We start from the raw sequence: 24,750 nt of genomic DNA, 5'->3' as shown, positions 1-24,750 counted from the left end.
CGCCCGGGTCGTTAGTGATGATACCGCCAGCGATCGCGGTAGATATAGGGCCCGTTCAGATCCCAGGCCATGCTCTGCATCATCTCCGCACTCTGCGCCCGCGACTCGGCGCGCCGGTCGAGATCGATGCGCTGCAGGCAGGTGGCGAAAGCATCGGTGCCGCGGCGGAAACCATAGCTCAGGCACCGCTGCTCATCCGCCGCCCGCCGCTCCTCCGGCGTCATCGTCTGGCAGGCGGAGAGGCCAGCCGTCACGGCAAGCAGGGTGATGAGAAGGGGGAGGCGCATTGGTGTGTTCCTTGCTTTTCGCTGAGGAAATGCCATTCGGGTGAGGTCGTCAAGCGAGGAGATGGTGAGGCCGGCCCCTCATCCGCCTGCCGGCACCGACCGGGGTCGAGCCACGGGTCTCGACCCGTCCTTCGGACCCCCGCTAACGGGGCGAAGGGACCATGCCGCGGCCTCTCGGTTCCCCGTCCAAGAAAGACCCCTCCCCAACCCCTCCCCACAAGGGGGAGGGACTAACCCGGAGCGCTCGCCTCGTTCCACTCGAAACGTCGCAGATAGGGAAAACGCGTGCGGCAGGTTAAGCCCCTCCCCCTTGTGGGGAGGGGTTGGGGAGGGGTCTTAACCACGGCACCCCCTCGCTCTCATCAGACTTCAAGCCGCCCCGGCCGGATCGCCGATCGGCAGCAGCGCCGGATCGAGCGGCGGGTCTTGCGGGTTTTTCGTATCGGCCGGGTCCTGCGCCGGCGTCAGCGGTGGGTTTTCCCGAGTGCGGTCGGGGACGCCGGGGCTCGGCGTCGGGCCGCGCGGGGTATCGGCATTCGGTATCGGCTCTCTGTTCGGCATGATCGCCTCCTTTTGAAAAAAGGAACGGCAGCCCCGGCCGATGGTTCCACTTTCGCCGGCCACCTTCCTATGCACACGGGCGATTCCTCTGTATGAGGAGGCTTGCAAATATTGGAACGAGCATGGCCATTCGCGACCGATTTTCGAAGAAACTGAACTGCCCGCAATGCGGCAATGAGGGCTTTGCCGAGGCCTCCGAGATCGACGATGCCAAGCGCAAGCACCCGGATTTCCAGGTCGATCAGCTGCCGCGCGGTTTTGGCGTGCAGCGGCCTTCCAATTACCAGGAATCTTTCATGATCAAGTGCGAATGCGGCCGCAAGTTTCCCTTCCGCAGCCTGACGGAAGCAGCGGCCGAACGGCGCTGAGATCAAGCCCCGGGCTCAGATCCGCTCCAGCACTTCGACGAAGGCTTCGGCAAAACGCATCAGATGCGCGGTGTCCTCATCCGGCGCCTGCATGCGGATTTCCGTGCCGCTGTGATCGAGCAGCGCCAGCACGACGCGCATCTCGCTGCCATCGGGAATGCGCAGCACCGCGATGCGTCGGCAATCCTCGATAAGGCCTCCGGCCGGCAGGTCGAACAGCAGCTCGCCGCCCGAACGGTTCGCCGCCCGGCGCACCGCCTCGCAGAAGCCGGCATCGCCGCCGGCATAACCTTCGAGCGAAAGTTCGAGTTCGAGCAGTTCCATCGGCAGCACCGGCTCGGTGTGGTCGATCCCGCCAAGCGCAGACGCCTGCGGCCTTGCTGCCGTCTCGGTTGAAATCATCCCGTCTCTCCTTGCCTTTAAAAATCGGAGATGAAACCGCGGCAGAATGACGCTTTTTTGCCATATCAGCAAGGGCTCATGAAGGAGGCGCGCCGTCGTCCGCGAATTCCATCGGATATTCCGAGACAACAGTTTCAATTCAGCCGAATCTTGCCCAGATCCGGATGATTTTAGGCCGGGCTGGCCTAAAATCTGAATCCGGATCTAAATCAAAGAAATAGAGCATGATGTCGTCCGAAAACCGCTTCACACTTTTCGGCATCATGCTCTAAACAGGGTAATGGCGATTTGCGTGGTTGAGTGCGCGGCGCTGACGAGCAACCGGTAAGTTTGATGGCCATCCGTTTCGACCGTCCCGTTTCCAGCGCCGCCCGCTTTTCGCGGCTGCTCGGGGCGTTTTCGCTGGTTCTGGCGCTGGCGGTGCTGATCGCCCATCGCTTCGGCGGTCTCGCCACCCCCTATCTCGTGCTGCTGTTGATCGCCGCCGCCGGCTGTGGGCTGCTGGCCGCCATGCTGGCCGCGCTTGGTCTGCGCAGCCTTTGGGTCTCCGGCGCCGAAGGCGGGCTGGCGGCGCTCGCCGCCCTGATCTATGCCGCCTTTCCGCTTGGCCTCGGCGCCCTTGCCACCGAGCGTTATATGACGCTGCCGGATATTTACGACGTCTCCACCGATCCGGCCGCCGCGCCCGACTGGCTGTCGCCGCCGCACGCCGATCAGATCTGGCTGAAGCGCAATCCGGTGACGCCGGAGGATCGCGAACAGCAGATGGCGGCCTATCCCGAGCTGACCGGCCGGCGCTACGAGGGTGCGCTCGACCGCGTGCTGGAAGCGGTGCGCAAGGTCGCCAAGCAGAGCGGCTTCACCATCGTCAAAACGTCAGGCACCAGCGAGCCGGACCGCGAGCCCGAGGACGAGCCGGCAAAGCCGGGAGCGGGCGACGACGCCGTTGCCGATGCGCCCGGCATCATTCCGGTGCCGACGCCGCGCCCCTATGACGACGATGTCGCCAAGCTGATCCGCGGCGCCAACGGCGTGACGCTGCAGGCCACCAACCGCACGCTGATCCTCGGCCTGCGCTTCGATATCCTGATCCGTCTGCGCGAAGAGGCCGAAACCACCTTCGTCGACATCCGCGTCGCCTCCCGCTACGGCCAACACGACCTCGGCTTCAGCGCCGCCATCGCCGGCGATTATCTGAAGGCGCTCGACGCCGAACTCTTGGGAATTGCGGGTGGGTGAGCCGCGGTGGCGCCGGAGGCGGCAGCAATCGATCCAGTGAATCGATTGCAGCGGCGAACGCCCTGAGCCCAAGCGAAGGGCCGGGATAGGGTGCGGCGGGCTCGACACGCTCACACAACACACCACCGAAAATATGAGCGAAGGCCGCCACCCCAACCTCCCTCATTCCTGTGGCCTCAGGGCCTTGCCCCGAGGGATGTCACAGGAATCCAGTGCGCCCAGGTCCCTGGGCGCGGGAGACTCTTTGACGTTGCATGAGTCATTCACCGCGCAGAAGCGCGGTGGCTGGATTCCTGTGACGAGCACAGGAATGAGGGAGGAGAGGTGGGGCGAACGCCCTTCGCACCACCCCCTCACTCCACCACCAACCACCCCGTATACCGCACCACCAGCCCCGTCAGCCGCCCGCCGATCTCGACGTGAAAGTGAAACCGCCCGTCGCGCTCCTCCTCATAGGTGTCGCCGCCGGGTGCCAGGAACAGCGGCAGGGGAATGCCGCAAAAGCGCCAGCCGCGAACGATGAGGCTGAGCTTCTGCCCCTCCGGCACCAGCGCCAGCAGCACCCGGAACGGCCCGAACACCTCGGCGAGCAGGGGCTGGCCGCCGCCCTTATCCGCGGCCTGCCAGCTGCGGAACGTCTTAGCCCCAAAACTGCGCGTCCAGATCTCCCTGTCGCCCTCGGCGACAAAGCGCACCGCGACAGGCAAATCCTCGCCGGCGGCGGGAAAGCCGATGATGCCGGCGATCAGCCGGGCGAGCAGCCCGCCGCCGCGCTCGATCCGCGCCCGGCCGGAGGCAAGCCGGGTGCCGCCGCCATGGATTGCGGCCAGCGCCGGCGGCAGGCCCTGCCAGGCGTCGCCGAGAATGCGCCGGTAGAGCGGCTGGGCTTCATCCTCATAGTCCAGCCGGATGCCCGAGGTGATCGAAAACCGCCGGAAGGCCGCTTCGAAATCGGCGAGCCGCAATTCGCCTGCCGCCGGCCGGGCGCCGCTTTGCGGCCGCCGGCCTTCGAGCAGCCGGCGCACCAGCGCCTCGACGCCGAGAACCGGGATGAACGGTCCGTCATCGCCTTCGGCAATCAGCGACCAGTCGGCGGTCAGCCGCCGCCCGTCGCGATCGCGCCCGCCGGCCCGCACGAACATGCCGCCGCGATGGGCGCCGAGCGCGAAGCGGTGGCTGGCCGCCTGCAGCAGTCGGGAGAACGGCTGGAGCGAGGGCAGCAGCCGCAGATGCACCAGCCGGGCGGCAAGGCTGAGCAGCCGCTGCAGCGCCTGCGGCTCGGTGCCGACGCCGGTGAAGGTGGATTGCAGGCCGCCAAGGTGGCGCGGCAGCAGCGCCAGGTCGGGCGCATCGACCAGCAGGAAGGTGCGGCTGGCGAGCGGCGCCACGCCGGGCGGCGCGATCGTCACCCGCATCCGGTCGATCAGCCCGCGCCCCTCGGCCGGCTGCCCCGCGCGCAGCACCGCCACCGGCTTGCCGGCATAACTGGCGATGGCTTTGACGACATTGAGGCCGATCTTGACATGCGCCGACGGGGCAATGCCGGCCGCCACATTTTCGATGCGGGAAAACTGCGGCGCCATCGCCTGCAGCGCCGCAAAGGAGAGGGCGGGCAGGCTGCTGAGCCCCGATAAAGCGAAGGTGCCCTTGGCCTTGGCTGCCGCATCGAGCCCACTGACGCCGGCCACGAAGCCGGTGCTGTCGGCGAGATCGGCATAATCGATGCCGAGCTCGATGCAGGCCTGCACCACCTTATAAGCATGGTCGGTGAAGCTCTGGAACGGCCCGGAGGCATCGACGACGAGATCGGGCCTGAGCCGCCGCAGCTGTTCCTGGAGATCGCCATTGCGATCGAAGGCCACCGCCTGCAGCCACGCCCCGAGATCGTTGCTGCCCAGCCGTCCGGCGCCGCCTTTCGACGAGCGGAGATCGGCAACGAAATCATCGGCCTTTTTGAGCGAGCGCCCGCCAATCAGCAGCCGGATGCGCGGTTCCTCGCCGAGCAGTCGGGCGAGCCGGCCGCCGAAGGTGCCGTAACCGCCGATGATCAGCAGGGAAAGGCGCTCGGGGCTCATGCGATGAAGCGGCCGCGCTGCTCCGGCGTCGGCACCATGCAGCTCTGCCGGCCGGCAATCTTCAGCCGGTTGCGGGCGATGAATTCATAGAGCGTATCGGCCACCCGCCGCGGCAGCAGCCGGAAGATCCTGACCAGCGAATAGGGAAAGCCGAGCCCGGCCACCATGCGGATCGAGCCGTCGGACTTGAAGAAGGCGCGGCCGCCTTCGATGAGGATATTGGTTTCGTAATCGCGGCAATCGAGCCCGTAATGGGTATAGAGCGCTTGCCCGAGCGGCGACTGCGCCGCCAGGAACCGGTAGCGTTGCCGCCTGTCGTGCTTCAGCGCGAATTTCACCCAGCCGGAGCAGAACACGCATTCGCCATCGAAGACGATCAGCGGCCGGTCGTCGGCAAAGGCGGGCACAGTGGGATCGGTGCGATAGCTGTAATCGGCGCGGCCCATGCAGATCTCCCCTCCGCCTTTCATTACCCCGGCCGGTAGCGCGCGGCAAGCGAAGGCGGCCCATCCGCCGCAACCTCGCCGCGCTCCACCAGATCTTCGATATGGGCGAGCACGGAAAGGGCGGCCGCTCCATAGAGCTTCGGATCGGTATCGTGATAGATCGCCTTCACCATCTCGGCAATGCTGCTGTCGCCGGCCGCGACCCGCGCCAGCACCGCCCGCTCGCGCCCGAGCCGATGCGCCTTCAGCGCCGGCAGGAACGTCTTCGGCTCGCGCACCGGCCCGCCATGGCCGGGCAGCAGCAGGGCATCCTCGCGCGTGATCAGCTTGTCGAGCGAAGCCATATAATTCGCCATCGAACCATCCGGGGGTGCGACGATCGAGGTCGACCAGGCCATGACATGATCGCCTGACAATAGTATCTCGCGGCCTTCGAGCGCGAAGGCGGCATGATTGGCCGTATGCCCCGGCGTCAGCACCGCTCTGAGCGACCAGCCATCCCCCGCAATCCTCTCGCCATCGCCGAGCGCCAGATCCGGCACGAAATCCACATCCGAGCTTTCGGCAAAGGGATTGACCTCGCCGTCGCGCAGCCGCCGCGCCGGCCGGTGCGGCCCTTGCCCCGCCGTCACCGCCCCCGTTGCCGCCTGCAGCCGGCGGGCGAGCGGCGAGTGATCGCGATGGGTATGGCTGACGAAGATATGCGTCACATCACGCCCGCCGATCGCCGCCATCAGCGCCTGATAATGCGCCTCATCCTCCGGCCCGGGGTCGATGATCGCAAGCGAGGAAGTGCCGACGAGATAGCTGTTGGTGCCGAAAAAGGTGAAAGGCCCGGGATTTTCCGCCGTGACCCGCGCGATACCGGAAACAACCGGCACGGCCCGCCCATAGGCCGGCTCGAAAGCAAGGTCGAAAACGGGACTTTCCATGCGGAACGATGATCTCGAGGGCGACAATAACACCTCATGCTAGCACGCCGCCCGCCACTTCGCGCGCATAAATCTGCCTGAGGTTTAAACTTAGTCATTGTGACAGGCAAAGAGCTTTGCTAATCAGGCGCGATCCGAGCAGCGGTTCGCCGCTCAAGCTCTGGTGGGGCGTAGCCAAGCGGTAAGGCAGCGGTTTTTGGTACCGCCATCCCCTGGTTCGAATCCAGGCGCCCCAGCCACGCTAATTCCCACGCTTTTATTCCTGATCTTTGCGCCCTCGCTAAGCGACACCGGCGTCTCCTATGCCGTTATAAAGATAACTATAGGATCGTATCGATATCTTTACAAAGGTATAGATACGATTATGATGATAAAGATATCTATATGATGGGGCCACTATGGCGCGACCAAACCCAGAAAGCGCTTTGCGCTTCCCGCTTTCAACAATTTTTGGGAACGAAGCCAATGTGCGGGTGATGCGGGAATTATCGCTTCACGGCGGTCAATTGAGTGTTGGCAATCTCGTCAACAGAACCAAGATATCCCGCCCTCCCATACTTGCCGCGTTGGCAACCCTCACAAGTCTTCGAATCGTTACGGAAATTGGAACCGGCTATGCCCGGCTTTTCAGTCTCAACCGAGGCTCGCCGTTCGCTACCCCGGTGCAAGCCCTGTTCGAGACGGAGGAAAGGCGCTTTGCCGATATCCTTGCCGCCGTGAAAGAATGCGCCTCCCTCTTCGGGGACAAAGTTGTGGCGGCATGGATATTCGGCAGCGTCGCGAGGGGAGAAGACAACGCCACAAGCGATCTGGACGTGGCGCTCATCGCTGATGCGCCGGACATCGAAACGATACAAAACGAAAGCATCGATTTTCTCACAGCCAAAGGAGAAGAGCTATCCTTTTCGCCGTCGATCAGCACCCTGTCGATCGCCGACCTGAAACGATTGCGCCAAAGCGACGATCCCTTATGGCAAGCGTTTCTCAACGAAGGATTGGTAGTGTTTGGGCTTCGCCCGGAATCAATAACGATGTGAAAGAGATAGCGTTGACCAGAAGTGGCCCTTCGAAACCCTCCGACGCTCGCCATGGTGCAAATCGCCTGATCATCGCCAGAGGATTTCTGGAATCGGCGAAACTGCAAATCAGCAGTGCTCAGGCGGGAACACTCGGAAATCCGATTGCGGCGACTGTGGTCAACGCGGCAATCGCCTATACGGACGCACTCACGGCAACCTTCGCGAACAAGATCAATCAAAACGATCACGCAGCGGTCATCAAGACTTTGCGAGACGCATTGGAAATCGACTGCCAAAATCTCAAGAGACCAGGCTAACTCGCATTCTGGGGAATAAAGACTTAGCCCAATATGGCGGCCGTTTCATGCTGCTATCCGACGCGGAATCTCTGTTCGAGCAGTTGAAGGAATATGCGGAGTGGGTGGAAAGCGAGATGGCCCGCCGCTGACCTGGACTGTAGGGCAGTTGTTGCGTCCGCCTTTCTGCGTGGCCTAGCCAACCGGTAAAGCAGCGGTTCTTGGGGCCGCCATCCCCTGGTTCGAATCCAGGCGCCCCAGCCACTGTTTCATTTACTCGTACCTCTCAGATTCGCCGCTCGCCGCCGAATAGGCTATTTATTGATGAGCATCAGAACACACTTCGCATAGCCCTTAATCATGTTGTCACTGCGAATTTGTGCGCCGTCCGCGGCTGTGTTGACTACATCAAGCTCGACGGGAAGCTGAATATCAGTGCCACTGTTGTTCTGATTGAATGCGAACATGAGTCTTTTTGTCTTTAGCGCGTCAAGCACAATGCTAATGGTCGGCTCTGCTTTAAAGATGGAAAATAACCCACCAGGCTGGTCTGATGCACTTGCCGCTACAAGGCTGTCGAGTGTTGTCGCATAGTTCGCACCTATTAGATACGCGCGGGATGGCGGCGACGGGATCGGCCTGCCAGAAGGATCGAGTGCTGTTACGACGAGTTTCACCGTTGTTCCGATCGTTTGCTGGGTGATCATCAATCCCACGCCCCCCGAAACTGCTATGAAAGCTCCTTGCCTATATGTGTAGTCTCGAATGACGGCATCAAAGGTGAGCTGGCATCCCGTAAGTTTGCCATCGGTCATTACGGGCGTATTGGCAACGTAAAGAGTTCCACCGTTGGGGTCTAAGTTTTGCGCAGCGGCAGTCTCAAAAATGCTTAGCGCTGCGGCAAACACCAAGCTGCACACCATTTTCGGCATCAGACACATGTAAGTCCTCCCCAGACTTGCCCACCGTCGGTTTGCTCACCCCGCTGCGGTCTCGTTCAATCCTCTGATCACTTCGACGAGCTTCTTGGTCTTCTCGAAGTCGAAGACTTGCTGCGGTCCTTCCGGCGCAACGTCGATGAACGGGCTCTCGTAGAGAAGGGCTGGGTCCATGACGCCCCTTTCAGTCAGGTGTTCGATGACCATCTCGATGAATTCGATCTGGTCCGCCGTTGCGCCGCTGTCTGAGATGAAATCGGAGAAGGCCTCAGCGACCGACGCGCGGTCGAGGCCGACCAGCGAGCGAACGAAGGCCCCGAAACCGTGCGCCACCTCTGTTGCTTTCTCCAGGTGCTTGGCGTCGCCGATGCCGGCCGAAAGCAGCATAGACTGTAGTTCCTCGACGTCGGTCGGCGTCAGCGGTCTGCCATGCCGCAGCTTGGCGATGGCGATATGGTCTTCGTGCTCGCGCAGGAAGTGCCGGGCTTTCCGCTTGAAGCGGGCAAAATCCACTTCGCCGACCTCCGGCAGATCGATATCGGCACCAAGGCCCAATTCGTCCTGGAAATTGGTGTAGACGATCTTGCGCTTGCCCTTCTCGATGTGCTGCACAAGGCCGCGAAGCCTGAGCCGCACCAGTTCGAGCTGCGGCACGGTGATCCCTTCCCACCAGGGATCGGATAGAATTTCGAGGATCAGCGGATGCTGGGCGGCAATGATCGGGATGGCAGTCTGCTCCTCGAGCGCCGAGGCGATCTCGATCAGCTGTTTCTTCAGCCGGTCGAAGCTTTTCGACCCCTTGAGCAGTGCCAGCTCCAGGCCGAAGATCAGCAGGTCGAAGCGTTTCGCCTCTTCCGGCTCGCCCTTCACTTCGCTCGGCAGCGGCGCGACCTCGTCGAGCAGCTCCTCGCGCACGGCATCGGTGAGCTCGTTCCAGGCGTCGGCGGCTTTGTATTTTTCGACAGCGCGTCGTTTTCCGCGCACGATGAAGTTGTCGAGATTCATGCCGGCCACGTAGGTCCGCAGCGCATCGAGAGCATCATTGCGGATCGTCACCTCGTCGACCGGCTTGCCGACGCCGGCATCGTAACCCTCCTGTCGGGGTTCGGCCACGCCAGGGACATCGAGCCTGTGCTTCTCGTCGAGCGCACGGACGATGTCGAAGCGGGCGGCAAACAGACGCTCGTTCAGGCTCTTGCCGTTGCGGCCGTCGTCCGGCTGCGGGTTCTGGCGGAAGAATTCGAGGTTCTGGCAATAATCGAAGACACGGAAGAACTCCTTGTCATCGCCGGGGCCGAAGAGATCCGGGCAAAGACGCGTGCCGCGCCCGATGATCTGCCAGAACTTGGTCTTCGAGCGGATCAGCTTGAACAGCACCAAGTTGACCACTTCAGGCACGTCGATGCCGGTGTCGAGCATGTCCACGGAGATGGCGATATGCGGATTGCCGTCCTTCTTCGAAAAGTCGTCGATCAGGCTTTGGGCGTATTCCGTCTTGAAGGTAATGACGCGGGCGAAGTGGCCGGCGAGATGCGGATAGGCGCGGTTGAACCGTTCCTCGATGAATTCTGCATGGTCCTGGTTCTTGGCGAAGATGATGGTCTTGCCGAGCCTATCGCCGCCGGCGACTTTCAGGCCCTCGGTCATCACATGCGCCAGCACCTTGTCGACGGTGTCGGCGTTGAACAGCCATTTGTTGACCGCCTGGCTATCGACGCTATCGGGCGGGTCGCCATCCTCTTCGTCCCATTCCAGCATGTCCCACTGCTCTTTCTCGCTCTCCGAAAGATCGTCGTAGCGGATGCCCTCGCGCTGGAATTTCAGCGGTACCGAGACCGAATGAGGTGGCACGAGATATTCGTCCTCCACCGCCTTATCGAGCGAATAGGCGTCTGTGGGAACGCCGTCCTCAAGGTCGAACAGACCGTAGGTGTTATGGTCGATTTCATCCTTCGGCGTTGCGGTGAGGCCGACCAGTAGGCTGTCGAAATAGTCGAAAATAGCGCCGTAACGCTGATAGACTGACCGATGCGCCTCGTCGATGATGACGAGATCGAAATGGCCGGGGCCGAAACGGGCCTGCCCGGCTTGCCGTTCGTCGATCAGGTTCATCATCGTCGGATAGGTGGAGAGGAAGACGCGGCCCTCGGCATTTTTCTCAGTCACCAGATTGACCGGTGAGGTCTCCGGCAGTTGCCGCTTGAATTCGCGCACCGCCTGGTTCACCAACGCCACACGGTCGGCGAGGAACAGCACCCGTTTCACCCAGCCGGCGCGCATCAGCAGATCGACCAGCGCGATCACCGTGCGCGTCTTGCCGGAGCCGGTTGCCATGACCAGCAGGCTCTTGCGCTGCTTGTGGGCCTCGAAAGCCTCGGCCACGCGCGAGATGGCGCGGGTCTGGTAATAGCGGCCGGCGATCTGCTTATTGACGGCCAGTCCCGCAATCGGCTTGCGGCTCACTCGCCGCTGGATCATCAGCGCCAGCTCGTCTTTCTTATAGAAGCCGGAGACGGCACGCTGCGGATAGGCGGTATCGTCCCAGATCCAGTGCTCGTAACCATTGGAGGTGAAAATGACCGGCCGCTGGCCGGACTGCCTTTCCAGGCAATCGGCATAGAGCTTGGCCTGCTGCTGGCCGACGCGCGGATCGCGCTTGGTGCGCTTGGCCTCGATCAGCGCCAATGGCTTGCCGTCGTCGCCCCAGAGCACATAGTCGACGAAACCCTTGCCCTCATTGTTCGGCATGCCCTCAACCGGGAACTCGCGGTCATGCGGCTGGTCCAGCTTCCAGCCGGCCTCTTTCAGCAGCAGGTCGATATAGAGGTCGCGAGTCTCGGCCTCCGAATAGTCATGATTGTCCGGCCGAGCCTCGTTCTGATGGCGGGCGGCGGCCACTTCGGCGCGCAGCCGCTTCAGCTCGGCGTCGAGATCGGCCTTGTCGCGCAGCATGGTCTCGAAGGCCTTGTCCTTCGCCTCCATCTCGCCCTTCATGCGGGTAAGCTCGGCAAAGGCGCGTTTCACCACGTCTTGCTTGCGGCTCAGATGTGCGGGGTCGAAGGCGAGGGTGTCGGCGGGGCGCTCCCCGCGCGCATAGGTGCGAGCCAGCCAGAAGCAGAGATGGAACAGTTCGCGCACGGCGTTGGCGGTTTCCGCCGGTTTGGTCTCGCGGCTTTCATGAACGGCCTGATTGCCGATCTTGATGACGACGCGAGCCTTGGAAAACACCGCCTGACCGGCGAGCTTCTGGAAGCTCGGCTCATGGATCAGCGCCGAGATATTGCTCTGATAGGGAAATTTGAGGGAGGGATCATGCTTGTAGGCCCATTGCACGGCCAGTTCCACCGTCCGCCGCGCATAAAACGCCGCCGCTCGCGGATCGCCGTCCGCCAAAGCCTCCGCCCGCTTCGCGCTGTCGAAGATCTCTGGGAATTCGGCGGCGAGGAAGGCGAAGTTGGACATGAAGCCTCAGAGTTGTCCGGAGAACGCGCGGTGTTGGAGGGAGGAGAATACTTCATCCATTCCCAAAGTCATGACCTCAATCCCGCCTAGGCTGCGTTTTATTGTTGCTACTCGTTTGGAGAACTGTTGTTGAATTTCGATTGGCGGAACTCTGAATGCAAACGATCGGCAGGCTGGGAGTGGCAGATGCTTCACGGTCGAGCCTGATGAGCCTTGCCTAAACTGCTCTGACAAGAATTTTGATTGAAATGAATGAAGCATGTATTCAGAGGTGATTTTTTTCAGGTCGGGTCGATAAAGCATTAGTCTCTGACCAAGGAAGAAATTACCGGGTACGTCTAGTATGCCGACTTCGCCTACTGGTGCCTCGCGTGTCAAAATCACGTCGCCGAATTGAGGCGTGGCCCTTCTGTTCCATTTGGCAAATATTTCCTCATCAACGTAGCGGACCTCTGAGAGCAAAAGGCGTCCCTTCTTGACGTTCGTCGTCCGAATCATTTTGAAATCGGTGGGACGCTCCGCCAGAGGCGCAGTGCGATTGACACAATCAACGATGAGCTCGCAAAAGTCTTCGACGGTTTGCGTTTCCCAGCCCATCGGATTGCTCACCAGATCGCCGAACAAATCCTGAAAGATCGACTGGGAGAGGCTGTCGAGCAGCGCAAGGGCTTGGCGGCGCTTCTGGCGCAGCTGATCGGCCTTATCCAGGATCGCCGCTATCCGCTTCTGCTCATCGACGGGCGGGAGAGGGATCTCCAGGCGTCGCAGGAGATCAGCGGGGACGCGCTTTTGGCCGGCGCTGCCTGTCATTCCCTTTTCGCCGATCGTCCTAAACCGATCACTCCAGAGCAAGTAAAAGGCATACTTAGGATCGAGATGATGTGACGGGCGCAGAACGTGAAACTCGGTTGAGCCGAACCCGAGCTTATTCTGAATTGTTGCCGTCGATGCCGCTTTTCCGTTTTCAAAGCAGGGCGTGATCTTCGCAATAAGGACATCGCCTCGTTCGAAGTAGGTGTATCCCTTCTTAACTTCACCATACGTACGTGCTTCTTCAAAGGCGACGTATCCACCCTCAGAAACCGCGCTCATCGGAAGGAACGACACGGGAGTTTCGTCGTTGAGGTTCTTCGGCGCCCTCGGATTGATCTCGCAGACGTCTTCAAGCAAAGCCGTACGGACGCTCACAACATCGCCTCCAGCTCTTTCAGCCCCGCAGAAATCTCGTCCTCGAGCTTCAGGAGTTCCGCAATCAGCTCCTTTGGTGGCCGATGTTCCGCCGTCTCGTGCACCACTTCTTTGTAGCGATTTAGCGACAGGTCATAGTCGAAGCCAACGATATCCTCGCGGCTCACCGTAAAGCTCTGTCCGGTTCGCCGGTTTTCGCGTTCGGCGCGATTGCGCTCAGCCCAGCGAGCGATAACATCCGGCAGGTTGTTCTTCGCGTGATCGTCTGCAGTGAGTTTTTCCTTCGGCACCGGGCCAAATTTTTCCTCGGCCACCAGCATCTGGCGCTTGTCGTCCAGGCTCATGCCGTCCGCCTGCACGTCGTAGAACCAGACGTGATCCGTGCCGCCGGAATTGGTCTTCGTGAAGAAGACAATCGCCGTAGAGACGCCGGCATAGGGCCGGAACACGCCGGATGGCAGCTTGACGATCGCATCGAGTTTGTGATCGTCCACCAGCATCTTGCGGATCGCCTTGTGCGCCGTCGACGAGCCGAACAGCACGCCGTCCGGCACGATAACCGCCGCCCGTCCGCCGGGTTTGAGCAGTTTCAGGAATAGCGCCATGAACAGAAGCTCGGTCTTCTTCGTCTTGACGATGGCGAGCAGGTCGTTGGCGGTCGTCTCGTAATCCAGTGAGCCGGCAAAGGGCGGGTTGGCGAGAACAAGCGAATATTTGTCGGCATCGTCGCCATGGCTGGAGGAAAGCGAATCCCGGTAGCGGATATCGGCGCCCTCGACGCCGTGCAACTGCATATTCATCGAGCCGATGCGCAGCATGGTTTGGTCGAAATCGTAGCCGTGGAACATGCCCTCGTGGAAATGCCGGTTGAGCGCGGTGTCGCGGAACAGGCCCTTGTGGTGCTCGCGCAGATATTCGCCCGCCGCCACCAGAAAGCCGCAGGTGCCGCTGGCCGGATCGCAGATTACGTCTTGCGGTGTCGGCTTCAATAACTCCACCATCAGCTTGATGATGTGGCGCGGCGTGCGGAACTGGCCGTTCTGGCCGGCCGAGGCGATCTTGCCGAGCATATATTCGTAAAGGTCGCCCTTGGTATCGCGATCCTCCAACGGAATTTCCGCCAGCATGTCGACCACCTTGGCGAGCAAACCGGGTGTCGGAATGGTGAAGCGCGCTCCCTTCATGTGTTCGGAATGGGCTGTGCCTTTTTCTGCCATCTCGCGCAGGAATGGGAAGACATTCTCAGAGACGATGAAGAACATCCGTGCTGGATCATCATTCTTGAAGCGCGACCACCGCAGCATGGCGTAAGTGATCTCTTCCTCGACCTCGCCGGTCTCCTCGTTACGCACGGTACGATAGACGCCTTCCGGGAAGATCACGCGCCTCAGCGGTCGGTTCAGAAGGTTAGCCTCATTTTCCGCTCGGGTTTGCGCTTCGTCCAGGCCGCGCATGAAGAGCAGATAGGTGATCTGCTCGATCACTTCGAGCGGATTGGCGATGCCGCCGGCCCAGAAGGCGTTCCAGACCTGATCGACCTTCGAGCGAATTTCACCTGTGAGCATGCGTGGTCCTTATCATCTCGCGAATCGGATTTGACACTACGGCATCACGCTGTGCTACTGAAGATGCATCAGGAAGTTGAATGGCCGCAATATGAGAGCATTCCGTCAAAAGCTATTGGCCGGCAGGCCTGCGAGTGTGGCCTAATGTTTCGTGTTGATAGAAACCAAAATAGAATCGCGCGGTTGGCGCAAAGGCGCTTCGGCGAGCTTGCATTGCGCGAGCGGGATCATCTGCAGGAATGGCTTGTGCATCAGCCAGATGCGCTTGGCGAAGATCTACTTATCGTCCAGAAAGAGTTTGACGGCTTCGACGAAACGCGTGAGCGGCTGGACCTTCTTGCGCTCGATAAGGCGGGGAACCTCGTCATCATCGAGAACAAGCTCGACGACTCCGGCCGCGACGTGACGTGGCAGGCGCTGAAATACACTGCCTACGTTTCGGGCCTCAACAAGCTGCAGATTGTCGAGATTTACCAGCAGTATCTCGACCGTTATTGCGGCGGTGGCTCGGCAGTCGAACGCATCTGCGAATTCATGGAGGTGGAGGAGCTTCAAGAGACGGTGCTGAATCCCGGCAACGGCCAGCGAATGATGTTCATAGCTGCCAATTTCCGCCGCGAGGTGACCGCGACAGTATTGTGGCTGCTTAGTCGAGGCATTCGTGCGCAGTGCTTTCGCGTTGTTCCCTACAGCTTCGGCGATGAGCTGTTCATTGACCTGCAGCAGATCATCCCAACTCCAGAGGCTGCAGACTACATGATCGGCATCTCTTCAAAGGAGGTAGAGGAAACAAGCGCACAGGGCGTCCAAGCGCGTCGACATCAGGTCCGGCTTCAGTTCTGGGCTCGCGCGTTGGAGAAGTTGCGTGCGGATGGTATCACCCTCTTTGCCAATGTTAATCCTAGTCGTGATCATTGGCTCAATGCAGGCTCTGGCGTCGGAGGTTGTCCTTTTACGATAGTTTTTGCACGCGACGAAGTTCGCGTCGAAGTGAACCTCGCGCGCGCTGACCGCGATCAGAACAAGTGGCTGTTCGATCGGCTCGAAGCTGACAGGTCTGCAATCGAGGCTAGATTCGGTACGGAGATGAGCTGGTCACGGCTCGATGAGAGGAAACAGAGCCGGATTTCCTATTCCCATCCGTTCGATGGCTTCGATGCGGACAACTGGCCGGAGATGATCACTTGGTTGTCAGAGCACATACGCAAGTTGGAAGCGGCTTTCCGGCAGCCGCTAGCGCAATATGCGCGTTCAATTCCCAGTGTTGATGAAACGACAGAATCAGTGGCACCAGTAGACTATTGATCAACCGCTACAAACGCGGCACTGCCACAGTCACGTGACTGCAGAAGAGACATTGGCATTCAACATGACTTCAACGGCCTTCAGCTCGACACACTAAACATCAAGAAAACCGAGAGCCTGCGCCTTCGAAAGTGCCGAACTGTCATCCGCCGGCAGCCACCAGCTCTTGTCCGTCGGAGACCAACGTGCCCCGATGCCCTTGGCTTCGTCCTTGCGCGCGTATGGGACCAAAAGAAGAACTCGTGCCGCCTCCGGCGGTGGATCTGCGCGCGCGGCTTTGCCCCCTTCTTTGCCACGTCTTCGATCGAGGGCCGCCAGTGCTATGTCGATTGCGGGATCATCGAGCGGTCGCAATCTCGCCTGCTCCGCCCATAGTGGCGCTTCAATTCTTCGCCACGTCTTGTAGGTGCCAGGAACTGGAAGCAGCGCAAGACCTTCCCTTAGACCTCCATCAAGATCAAAGACATCCATGAGGACCGGCGGATTGCCGAAGTAAGGAGGGGGTTTGGTAAATATCCCCACACGAACGATGCGCGCAAGGGTTCCGCCCCAGGTGATCCGACGTACCCAGAACCCTGGACCACCGTTGGCAACGAGCATTTCAAAGACATTCTCGCCGTCGCTATCCCTCCAATCATCTTTCTGCATGCCTTAGCCCCTCTTCGAAATCCGGAAATTTCAGCCCGTTGTTACCCGCCGCCGCATGCGTGCAATGAGGCGGCTGACCAGTCGTCAGATAGAATTGATAATCCGCTCGACTTGCGCCTCACCCACCCTGTGGGAACAACCGCACCCCCGTCAACCCCGCCAGCTTCTCCACCAGCGCCTCCTGAAACCCAACATCAACCACCACCTCCGCCGCCTCCCGCTGCTGCCGATGATACCAATACCCGCCGCTCACCTTCGCGGCTTCGTCCTCGCTCGCCGCCAGCCATGTCTGCGTCAGATGCCCCATCTCCAGATCATCCGGCGCGCCGGCGCCGCCCATCTTTGTCGGCACCCAGCCGGGGTCGACGGCGTTGCTGAGGACGTCGGGCCAATGGCGGGCGATGGCGGCGGCGAGGGTGGCGATGTAGAGCTTGCTTTCCGAATAGGCCTGGCTCGCGTTCCACGGTCGCTTCTTCCAGTCGATATCGTCAAGCGTGCTGCTGCCGCTGTGGTGCATGCCGCTGCTGAGATAGATCAGGCGGTCGGGTCGCGTGATCCAGGCGGTGAGGAGATAGGGGGCGAGCGTGTTGACCGCCAGCGTCTTGGCGTGGCCTTCGGGCGTTTCGCCGCGGCTCTTCTCGAGGTAGATGCCGGCATTGTGGATGATGGCGTCCATGCGGCCGATGGCGTTGAGCTGGTCGGCGATCGAGCGGGTTTCCGCGGCGCTGGCGAGATCGCCGATGACGAGGCCGAGGGCGGCGGCGGAGGTCTCGGCGATGGCCGCGGCGCGCTCGCGGGAGCGGGCGTGGAGGACGACCTCGTGGCCTTCGCGGATGAGGGTGCGGGCGGCGGCGAGGCCGAGTCCATCGGTGGAACCGGTGATGAAGATGCGGCTCATGGGGGTTCCTTTCGCGTGCGGCGTGGGGTGGGGGAGTGAAGCAGGTTTTGGTTGGGGGCTCAATGCGGGAGTTGGGGTGTGGGTTCCCGGCGCGTGATCTCACGAAGTAACGTTTTGGGGTTGTCCGTTGTGCGGATGCTTGCCCCTCACCCTAACCCTCTCCCCGTAAAAACGGGGCGAGGGGACGTGCCCAGCGAGACGTCAGAGAGAGACGGAGAGGGCGCGGCATATCTCCTTCTCCCCGCGCGCGGGGAGAAGGTGCCGGCAGGCGGATGAGGGGCATTTTTCGAGGTGGTTTCAATGACTTGACGCCAGCGTTCGTCGGCCGGTGTGGATCCTCGGGTCAAGCCCGAGGATGACGGAGAGTGGGGTGGGGCTCGGCGAAAACGGCGGCGTCAGCCTGCGCCACCCCAGCCTCGCCACTCCACCCCAACACCACCTCACATCCCCTGCCGCCGCCTTTCCGCCCCCGCCGCAATCGTCTGCACCAGCTCATCCACCTCCAGCGCCAGCCGCTCCAGCGGCAGGCCGACGAAGCGGCCTTCGAGGCTGATGCTCACCACCCCATGCACCGCCCCGAACAGGGTGCGGGCGCGGATGGCGCGGTCTTCGGGGGGCATGTCGGGCTGCAGTTCGGCCAGCGGCTCGGCGATCACGTCCATCAGGAAGAGGTGTTCGTCGAGGTGCCATTGCGGCGTCGGGCTGGTGTCCGGGGGCGCGTGCTCGAACAGCGCCTTCCAGAGATTGCGGTGTTCGACGGCGAAGGCGAGGTAGCCCTGGGCGAGGTTGCGCAGCCGATCGGTCGGGCTTTTCTCCTTGGCCTCATCAAGTGTCAGGCGCGCCTCCAGCGCCTTCAGCGTGGCGGAATTGACGTGGATGGTGAGCTCGGCGAGGTCCGAGAAGACGGTATAGAGGCCGCCGAGCGCGCAGCCGGCATCCTGGGTGATGTCGCGGGCTCTGAGGTTGGAGAGCCCGTCGCGGGCGATGCGCTCGCGCGCCGCCTCGATCAGCCGGGCCTTCAGATCCTCACGTTTTTCTTCCCGTCGACCGGCCATTAACCATTCCCTTCCGAATTTTTGAACATCGTTCAAAATTATTCTTGAACACCGTTCACGATTCTGTCATAACTCATCCCGTGAACAACGTTCATAAACCGGAGGAAGGAAATGTTCAAACTGATTTCCATTTTATTGCGGGGCAGGGCGCATGATGCCGAACAGGCCTTTGCCGATCGCAACGCCGTGCCGCTGCTTGCCCAGCAGATCCGCGATGCGGCGCAGGCGATCCAGTCGGCGCGGCGCAGTGTGGCGGTCGCCATCGCCCAGAACGAACAGGAGAAGGGCCAGCACGCGACGATCCTCGCCCGCATCGCCGATCTCGAAAGCCGCGCCACCGCAGCCCTTGCCAAGGGCAATGAGGCGCTCGCCCGTGAAGCGGCCGAGGCGATCGCCTTTCTCGAAGCCGAGCGCGATGCGTCGGAGCAGGCGCAGGCCCAGTTCGCGGTGGCGATCGACAAGCTGAAATCAATCGTGCGCGCCTCCGAAGCCCGGCTGCAGGCGCTGCAGCGCGGCGAGCGGCTGGCCCGCGCTACCGAAGAGGCGCAGAAGCTCGATGTATCAGTCGCCGGCCCCGGCTTTGCCACGCTCGACGATGCCGAGGAGACGCTCGCCCGTCTTCGCCTGCGCCAGAGCCAGAACGAGCTGACATCAGCCGCGCTGAAGGAGATGGAAGGCGCGATCCGCCCGGCCGGCATCATCGAGAAGCTTGCCAATGCCGGCTTCGGCCCGCCGCTGCACAGCTCGGCCGATGATGTGCTTGCCCGGCTGAAGAGCCGGGTCAGCCCGGCCGCCTGAACCGCATCCAGTCCCCATCCCGATCCATCGAACATCAAGGATTAAGACAATGAACGACAGTTTCCAGAAACATTCCGCCAGCTGGGTCAGCTTCTCCTATATCTCCTTCGGCTCGGCCGCCTTCATGCTGGCGCTCGGCCTCTACATGATGCCGCTCGATCTCTGGGGCAAAGGCTATCTCGCCATGGGCATATTGATGCTGGTGCAGACGACGGTGAACATCACCAAGACGCTGCGCGACAATGCCGAGTCCGAGAAGCTGATCCGCAAGGTCGAGGATGCCCGCACCGAAAAGCTGCTGGTCAAATTCAATCGTAGCGATGAAGATTGATCTTCCTTAACCACATCGCAGAGTTGTTATCGCATTCAACTTTTGCGTAACAACTCTGTGGCCTTCTCTGCCAATCGAAAGAGGGTCCCGCCGTGCAACACAAGCTGATGACATCGAGGAAATTCGCGCCGCTGTTCTGGACGCAGTTCCTGACCGCCTTCAACGACAATTTCCTGAAGAATACGCTCGTCTTCCTCATCCTCTACAAGATGTCGGCAAGCGAGGGCGCGGCCCTGGTGACGCTCGCCGGCGTCATCCTCATCGTGCCCTTCCTGCTGCTGTCCGCACTCGGCGGCGAAATCGCCGACAAGCACGACAAGGCCAAGGTGGCAGAACTGCTGAAACGCTGCGAGATCGCGGTCGCCGCCCTTGCGGTGATCGGTCTCGCCTTCTCCTCGATCTTTGTGCTGATGGCGGCCCTCTTCGGCTTCGGCATCGTCTCGGCGCTGTTCGGGCCGATCAAATACGGCATCCTGCCCGATCATCTCGAACGCCGCGACCTGCCGAAGGCCAATGCCTGGATCGAGGGCGGCACCTTCATCGCCATTCTCGGCGGCACGATCATCGCTGCGCTGGCTTTTTCCAGCGGCGACAATGTCGTCCTCTTCGGCTCGATGATGATGGGGCTGTCGGTGCTCTGCTGGCTGTCGGCCCGGATGATCCCGGCGACCGGCTCCAAGGCGCCGGATCTTGAGATCGACCGCAACGTCATCCGTTCCAGCTACACGCTGGTCATGGAAATCCATAGGGATAAGCGGCTGTGGCGCTCGGCGCTGATGAACTGCTGGTTCTGGCTGGTCGGCGCCTTCATTCTCTCCATCCTGCCGACCATGGTGACCGAGCTGCTCGGCGGCTCCGAGCTCGTCGTGCCCGCCTATCTCACCGTCTTTGCCATTGCCGTCGCCGTGGGCTCGGGCATCGCCGCCTGGATGTCGTCCGGCCGCATCGTGCTCTTGCCGGCCCCGGTCGGCACCGCGCTGCTCGGCCTCTTCAGCCTCGATCTCGCCTGGAACCTCTGGGGTCTGCAATCCACGTCCCATGCGACGACGATCCTCGATTTCTTCGCCGGGCAAAATACCATCCGCGTCGCCATCGATCTCGCCGGCCTGGCGATCTCGGGCGCCTTCATCGCCGTGCCGACCTTTGCCGGCCTGCAGAGCTGGGCGCATGAGGATCGCCGCGCCCGCGTCATCGGTGCGGCCAACGTGCTCTCGGCGCTGTTCATCACCGTCGGTCTCGGCCTCGTCGCCGTCATCCAGGCGTTCGGCGCCTCCATCCCTCAGATCCTGATCGGCCTCGGCATCGTCAATTTCGCGGTCGCCTGGCTGATGCTGAAGATGCTGCCGACCAATGCCTTCCGCGACTTCATCTCCATCCTGTTCCGCGCCTTCATGCGGCTCGAAGTCGAGGGGCTGGAGAACATCAAGAAGGCCGGCCCGGCGCCGATCATTGCGCTGAACCACGTCAGCCTGCTCGACGGCGCGCTCGCGCTCGCCATCACCGAGGAGGAGCCGGTCTTTGCCGTCGATTACAAGATCGCCCAGGCCTGGTGGGTGCGCCCCTTCCTGAAAATGTGCAAGTTCCTGCCTCTCGACCCCACAAAGCCGATGGCGACGCGCTCACTGATCAAGGTGGCGCAGGACGGCAACCCGATCGGCATCTTCCCCGAAGGCCGCCTGACCGTCACAGGCACGCTGATGAAGGTCTATGATGGTGCCGCCATGGTCGCCGACAAGACCGGCTCGATGGTGGTGCCGGTCAAGATCGACGGGCTGGAGAAGACCTATTTCTCCTATCTCGACAACGGCAAGATCCGCCGCCGGCTGTTTCCCAAGGTCAAGGTCACCATTCTCGAGCCGGTGAAGCTCGAAGTGCCGGGCGAGCTGAAAGGCCGCAAGCGCCGCACGGCGGCGGGTGCCGCGCTCTACCAGGTGATGTCGAACCTGTTGTTCCGCACCGCCGATACCTCGTCGACCGTGCTCGAGCGCGTCATCCAGGCCGGCCACGAATTCGGCATGAAAAAGCCCGCCGTCGAAGACCCGGTCACCGGCCGGCTGACCTACGGCAAGCTCTTGACCGGGGCCGCCGTGCTCGGCGCCAAGTTCCGCGCCCGTTTCCCCGAGCCGAACCTCGGCGTCATGCTGCCGAATGCCAATGGCGCCGCCGCCACCATTCTCGGCGTCATGAGCGCCGGCAAGGTGCCGGCGATGCTGAACTTCACCGCGGGTGCTGCCAATATCCTCTCTGCCTGCAAGGCGGCGGAGGTGAAACATGTCCTGACCTCGCGCGCCTTCGTCACCCAGGCCAAGCTCGGCCCTGTGATCGAGGAGCTGGAAAAGCAGCTGACGATCGTCTGGCTCGATGATCTCAGAGCCGAAATCGGCTTCAAGGACAAGCTCCTCGGGCTTCTGCGCAAGGCGCGGCCGCTCGTCAAACGCCAGGCCGACGATCCGGCCGTCATCCTCTTCACCTCGGGCTCGGAAGGCACGCCGAAGGGCGTGGTGCTGACCCACCGCAACGTGCTGTCGAACGCCGCCCAGGCCGCCGCCCGCATCGATTTCCACAGCGGCGACAAGGTGTTCAACATCCTGCCGGTTTTCCATTCCTTCGGGCTGACGGCCGGCACCGTGCTGCCGCTGATCTCGGGCGTGCCGGTCTATTTCTATCCCTCGCCGCTGCATTACCGCATCGTGCCGGAGCTGATCTATGTCTCCAACGCCACGATCATTTTCGGCACCGACACCTTCCTCAACGGTTATGCCAGGACGGCGCACCCTTATGATTTCCGCTCGATCCGCTATATCTTCGCCGGCGCCGAGCCGGTGAAGGCCGCAACCCGCCACACCTATATGGAAAAATTCGGCCTGCGCATCCTCGAAGGTTACGGCGTCACCGAGACGGCGCCGGTGATTTCGATCAACACGCCGATGTACAACCGCTCCGGCACCGTCGGCAAAATCCTGCCGGGCATGGAATGGAAGCTCGAGCCGGTGCCCGGCATCGACGAGGGCGGCCGCCTGCATGTGCGCGGCGCCAATGTCATGGCCGGTTACCTCCGCGCCGAAAAGCCCGGCGTGCTCGAACCGCTCGCCGATGGCTGGCACGACACCGGCGACATCGTCACCATCGACGAGGACGGCTTCGTCAAGATCCGCGGCCGCGCCAAGCGCTTCGCCAAGATCGGCGGCGAGATGGTGTCGCTGGCGGCGATCGAGGCGCTCGCCGCCGAACTCTGGCCGGGCGCCCTCTCGGTCGTCTCCTCGCTGCCCGACCCCAAGAAGGGCGAGCGCCTGGTGCTCCTGACCGACGCCCCGACAGCCACCCGCGCCGAATTCCTCGCCTTCGCCAAATCCAAGGGCGCGATGGACATGATGGTCCCGGCCGAGGTCACCATCGGCAAGGTGCCGGTGCTGGGCTCCGGCAAGGTCGATTTCGTCGCGGCGCGCAAGCTGGCGGAGGGTGCGGTGCAGGAGGAGGCGGCGTAGGCTTGTTGCCGGCGCGTTGCAAGACCCCGCCCCAACCCCTCCCCACAAGGGGGAGGGGCTTAACATGCGGCTCTCGTCGTGCGCCCTATTGAACGTCGACTGTGCGGCTGGTCTATCTGTTTGTGAGGCGGGTGCCACAGCTTAGCCCCTCCCCCTTGTGGGGAGGGGTTGGGGAGGGGTCTTCTCCCGCGGTGATAATTCCCGGAGAAAACCGACATGGCCGACATCGATGTCTTCGACGGGCACAATGACGCGGTTCAATTCATCGCGGAGTACACATCCTCCGGCCGGGATTTTCTCGCCCGCTCGGAAAGCGGCCATCTCGATCTGCCGAGGGCGCGCGAGGGCGGCATGGCCGGCGGGTTGTTTGCGCTGCATGCGGGCCCCGAGCGCCAGCCGGAAAACGATCTGATCATCACCGAGAACGGCTATGAGGTGATCTATGCCGAGACCATCGATCCGGCCTATGCCCGCCGGAAGATCGATGCCCAGCGTCTGGCGCTCGAGACCTTGATCCGCCGCTCCGGCGGCCGGATGCGCCTGGCGGTTGATGTCGATGAGATCGCGGCCGCCAGAGCCGAAGGCGCCTTTGCCGTCGTGCTGCATATGGAAGGCGCCGAAGCGGTGGATGGCGAATTCGACTATCTCCATCGGCTGCATGCGGCGGGCCTGCGCTCGCTGGGACCGGTCTGGAGCCGCCCGAATATATTCGGCTCCGGTGTTCCCTTCGCCTATCCCAGGTCGCCGGATACCGGTCCCGGTCTGACCGAGATCGGCAAGGAGCTGGTCAGGACCTGCAATCGGCTCGGCATCATGATCGATCTCTCGCATCTGAACGAAAAGGGATTCTGGGATGTGGCGGCATTGAGCCACGCCCCTCTCGTCGTCACCCATGCCTGCGCCCACGCCATCTGCCCGTCGACCCGCAATCTCACCGACAGGCAGCTCGACGCTATCCGCGATAGCGACGGCGTGATTGGCTTCAACCTGTCGGTCAACGACATCCGAGCCGATGGCCACCTGAACGACGACACCCCGCTCGAGGCCGTCGCCCGCCATATCGACTATCTCGTCAACCGCGTCGGCGAAGACAGGGTGGCGCTGGGATCGGATTTCGACGGCGCGGTGATCCCGCGCGCCATCAAGGACGCCAGCGGCTTGCCGCATCTGTTCGAAGCGATGCGCCATAGCGGCTTCGACAGAGAGAGCCTGGCGAAATTCGCTTTCGACAACTGGCTGCGCGTGTTTGGGCTTACCTGGAAGAGTGGGCCGTGAGCGTGAAGCTCGTGAGGCGCCGCTTTTGCCGCAGCTCCATCGCCGATTCTAAGCCGATATCGCCCGGGCACCACCTCTCCTCCGTCATCCCAGGGCTTGATGTAAAGCCCGGATACATACCTGACAGATGTTCGGAGACATGCCTGACAGTCATTCCTGGCTTTTGAGGTCGATTTT

Annotated in this window: 22 protein-coding genes and 1 tRNA gene; 10 read left to right on the top strand and 13 right to left on the bottom strand. The window is 61.9% G+C overall.

Annotated elements, in window-relative coordinates; translation table 11 throughout:
• Window positions 1–11: 11 nt before the first annotated feature.
• Window positions 12–287 carry a hypothetical protein gene (locus tag CO666_RS21445; RefSeq protein ID WP_097614211.1) on the bottom strand — a complete coding sequence of 92 codons (276 nt, stop codon included), beginning with the start codon at window positions 285–287 and terminating at the stop codon, window positions 12–14.
• A 369-nt stretch (window positions 288–656) separates the two neighbouring features.
• Entirely contained in the window at window positions 657–848 is a 192-nt protein-coding gene (locus tag CO666_RS21435) for a hypothetical protein (protein WP_097614295.1), read from the bottom strand.
• Between the two features lie 122 nt (window positions 849–970).
• Between CO666_RS21435 and CO666_RS21430 the strand changes: the two genes are divergently transcribed.
• Window positions 971–1,216: a hypothetical protein gene (locus tag CO666_RS21430; RefSeq protein ID WP_097614209.1), complete on the top strand. Its 246-nt coding sequence runs from the start codon at window positions 971–973 to the stop codon at window positions 1,214–1,216.
• A 15-nt stretch (window positions 1,217–1,231) separates the two neighbouring features.
• Here the strand turns inward: CO666_RS21430 and CO666_RS21425 are convergent, their stop codons facing one another.
• Window positions 1,232–1,618 (bottom strand): hypothetical protein, encoded by a 387-nt coding sequence (locus tag CO666_RS21425; RefSeq protein ID WP_097614208.1) that lies wholly within the window; start codon window positions 1,616–1,618, stop codon window positions 1,232–1,234.
• A gap of 333 nt (window positions 1,619–1,951) precedes the next feature.
• Between CO666_RS21425 and CO666_RS21420 the strand changes: the two genes are divergently transcribed.
• Entirely contained in the window at window positions 1,952–2,857 is a 906-nt protein-coding gene (locus tag CO666_RS21420) for a DUF1499 domain-containing protein (protein ID WP_097614207.1), read from the top strand.
• A gap of 353 nt (window positions 2,858–3,210) precedes the next feature.
• Here CO666_RS21420 and CO666_RS21415 read toward each other — a convergent pair whose 3' ends face one another.
• From CO666_RS21415 to CO666_RS21405, 3 genes are read right to left on the bottom strand one after another with little or no spacing between them, the layout of a single operon-like run.
• Window positions 3,211–4,932, bottom strand: coding sequence for a saccharopine dehydrogenase family protein (locus CO666_RS21415; protein ID WP_097614206.1), 1,722 nt, complete (start codon window positions 4,930–4,932; stop codon window positions 3,211–3,213).
• Window positions 4,929–5,378: a thiol-disulfide oxidoreductase DCC family protein gene (locus CO666_RS21410; RefSeq protein ID WP_097614205.1), complete on the bottom strand. Its 450-nt coding sequence runs from the start codon at window positions 5,376–5,378 to the stop codon at window positions 4,929–4,931. The genes CO666_RS21415 and CO666_RS21410 overlap by 4 nt, the downstream gene beginning before the upstream one ends.
• A gap of 23 nt (window positions 5,379–5,401) precedes the next feature.
• Complete coding sequence (locus CO666_RS21405; RefSeq protein ID WP_097614204.1) at window positions 5,402–6,310, bottom strand: MBL fold metallo-hydrolase; 909 nt, start codon at window positions 6,308–6,310, stop codon at window positions 5,402–5,404.
• A gap of 164 nt (window positions 6,311–6,474) precedes the next feature.
• On the opposite strand from CO666_RS21405, the gene CO666_RS21400 reads away from it, so the two are divergent.
• From CO666_RS21400 to CO666_RS34595, 3 genes are all read left to right on the top strand, one after another.
• Window positions 6,475–6,549: transfer RNA gene (locus tag CO666_RS21400), tRNA-Gln, on the top strand.
• 159 nt (window positions 6,550–6,708) lie between these two features.
• The gene (locus CO666_RS34600) at window positions 6,709–7,347 is read left to right on the top strand and encodes a nucleotidyltransferase domain-containing protein (protein WP_245436830.1); all 639 of its coding nucleotides are present in this window, start codon (window positions 6,709–6,711) and stop codon (window positions 7,345–7,347) included.
• Between the two features lie 11 nt (window positions 7,348–7,358).
• A complete protein-coding gene (locus CO666_RS34595; RefSeq protein WP_245436829.1) occupies window positions 7,359–7,646 on the top strand; it encodes a hypothetical protein in 288 nt (95 codons plus the stop codon).
• Window positions 7,647–7,939: 293 nt separating this feature from the next.
• On the opposite strand, the gene CO666_RS21380 is transcribed toward CO666_RS34595, so the two are convergent.
• The 4 genes from CO666_RS21380 to CO666_RS21365 are packed head-to-tail and all read right to left on the bottom strand — an operon-like array spanning window position 7,940 to window position 14,778.
• Window positions 7,940–8,566, bottom strand: coding sequence for a hypothetical protein (locus tag CO666_RS21380; protein ID WP_097614203.1), 627 nt, complete (start codon window positions 8,564–8,566; stop codon window positions 7,940–7,942).
• Window positions 8,567–8,602: 36 nt separating this feature from the next.
• Window positions 8,603–12,025, bottom strand: coding sequence for a DEAD/DEAH box helicase family protein (locus CO666_RS21375; protein WP_097614202.1), 3,423 nt, complete (start codon window positions 12,023–12,025; stop codon window positions 8,603–8,605).
• 6 nt (window positions 12,026–12,031) lie between these two features.
• Window positions 12,032–13,213 carry a restriction endonuclease subunit S gene (locus tag CO666_RS21370; protein ID WP_097614201.1) on the bottom strand — a complete coding sequence of 394 codons (1,182 nt, stop codon included), beginning with the start codon at window positions 13,211–13,213 and terminating at the stop codon, window positions 12,032–12,034.
• Window positions 13,210–14,778, bottom strand: a complete 1,569-nt coding sequence (locus CO666_RS21365) for a type I restriction-modification system subunit M (RefSeq protein WP_097614200.1) — start codon at window positions 14,776–14,778, stop codon at window positions 13,210–13,212. Before CO666_RS21365 ends, CO666_RS21370 begins: the two co-directional genes overlap by 4 nt.
• Before the next feature lie 63 nt (window positions 14,779–14,841).
• On the opposite strand from CO666_RS21365, the gene CO666_RS21360 reads away from it, so the two are divergent.
• On the top strand, window positions 14,842–16,083 hold the full coding sequence (locus CO666_RS21360) for a DUF4268 domain-containing protein (RefSeq protein ID WP_245436828.1): 1,242 nt from the start codon (window positions 14,842–14,844) through the stop codon (window positions 16,081–16,083).
• Between the two features lie 93 nt (window positions 16,084–16,176).
• Here the strand turns inward: CO666_RS21360 and CO666_RS21355 are convergent, their stop codons facing one another.
• The 3 genes from CO666_RS21355 to CO666_RS21345 form a co-directional block, all read right to left on the bottom strand.
• Window positions 16,177–16,731 (bottom strand): DUF5710 domain-containing protein, encoded by a 555-nt coding sequence (locus CO666_RS21355; RefSeq protein ID WP_097614198.1) that lies wholly within the window; start codon window positions 16,729–16,731, stop codon window positions 16,177–16,179.
• A 118-nt stretch (window positions 16,732–16,849) separates the two neighbouring features.
• Window positions 16,850–17,629 carry an SDR family NAD(P)-dependent oxidoreductase gene (locus tag CO666_RS21350; RefSeq protein WP_097614197.1) on the bottom strand — a complete coding sequence of 260 codons (780 nt, stop codon included), beginning with the start codon at window positions 17,627–17,629 and terminating at the stop codon, window positions 16,850–16,852.
• A gap of 440 nt (window positions 17,630–18,069) precedes the next feature.
• Entirely contained in the window at window positions 18,070–18,684 is a 615-nt protein-coding gene (locus CO666_RS21345) for a TetR/AcrR family transcriptional regulator (protein WP_097614196.1), read from the bottom strand.
• Window positions 18,685–18,795: 111 nt separating this feature from the next.
• Between CO666_RS21345 and CO666_RS21340 the strand changes: the two genes are divergently transcribed.
• The 4 genes from CO666_RS21340 (at window position 18,796) to CO666_RS21325 (ending at window position 24,573) form a co-directional block, all read left to right on the top strand.
• Complete coding sequence (locus CO666_RS21340) at window positions 18,796–19,482, top strand: PspA/IM30 family protein (RefSeq protein WP_097614195.1); 687 nt, start codon at window positions 18,796–18,798, stop codon at window positions 19,480–19,482.
• Window positions 19,483–19,531: 49 nt separating this feature from the next.
• A complete protein-coding gene (locus CO666_RS21335; RefSeq protein WP_003569708.1) occupies window positions 19,532–19,813 on the top strand; it encodes a YiaA/YiaB family inner membrane protein in 282 nt (93 codons plus the stop codon).
• Window positions 19,814–19,905: 92 nt separating this feature from the next.
• The gene (locus tag CO666_RS21330; protein ID WP_097614194.1) at window positions 19,906–23,298 is read left to right on the top strand and encodes an acyl-[ACP]--phospholipid O-acyltransferase; all 3,393 of its coding nucleotides are present in this window, start codon (window positions 19,906–19,908) and stop codon (window positions 23,296–23,298) included.
• Window positions 23,299–23,514: 216 nt separating this feature from the next.
• Window positions 23,515–24,573 (top strand): dipeptidase, encoded by a 1,059-nt coding sequence (locus CO666_RS21325; RefSeq protein WP_097614193.1) that lies wholly within the window; start codon window positions 23,515–23,517, stop codon window positions 24,571–24,573.
• Window positions 24,574–24,750 lie beyond the last annotated feature (177 nt).

It is taken from the genome of Rhizobium chutanense (assembly GCF_002531935.1).
In the GTDB taxonomy this organism is placed as follows: Bacteria; Pseudomonadota; Alphaproteobacteria; order Rhizobiales; family Rhizobiaceae; genus Rhizobium; species Rhizobium chutanense.
Note: the sequence above shows the minus strand (reverse complement) of the source record. Positions and strands in the feature narration are given on the sequence as shown.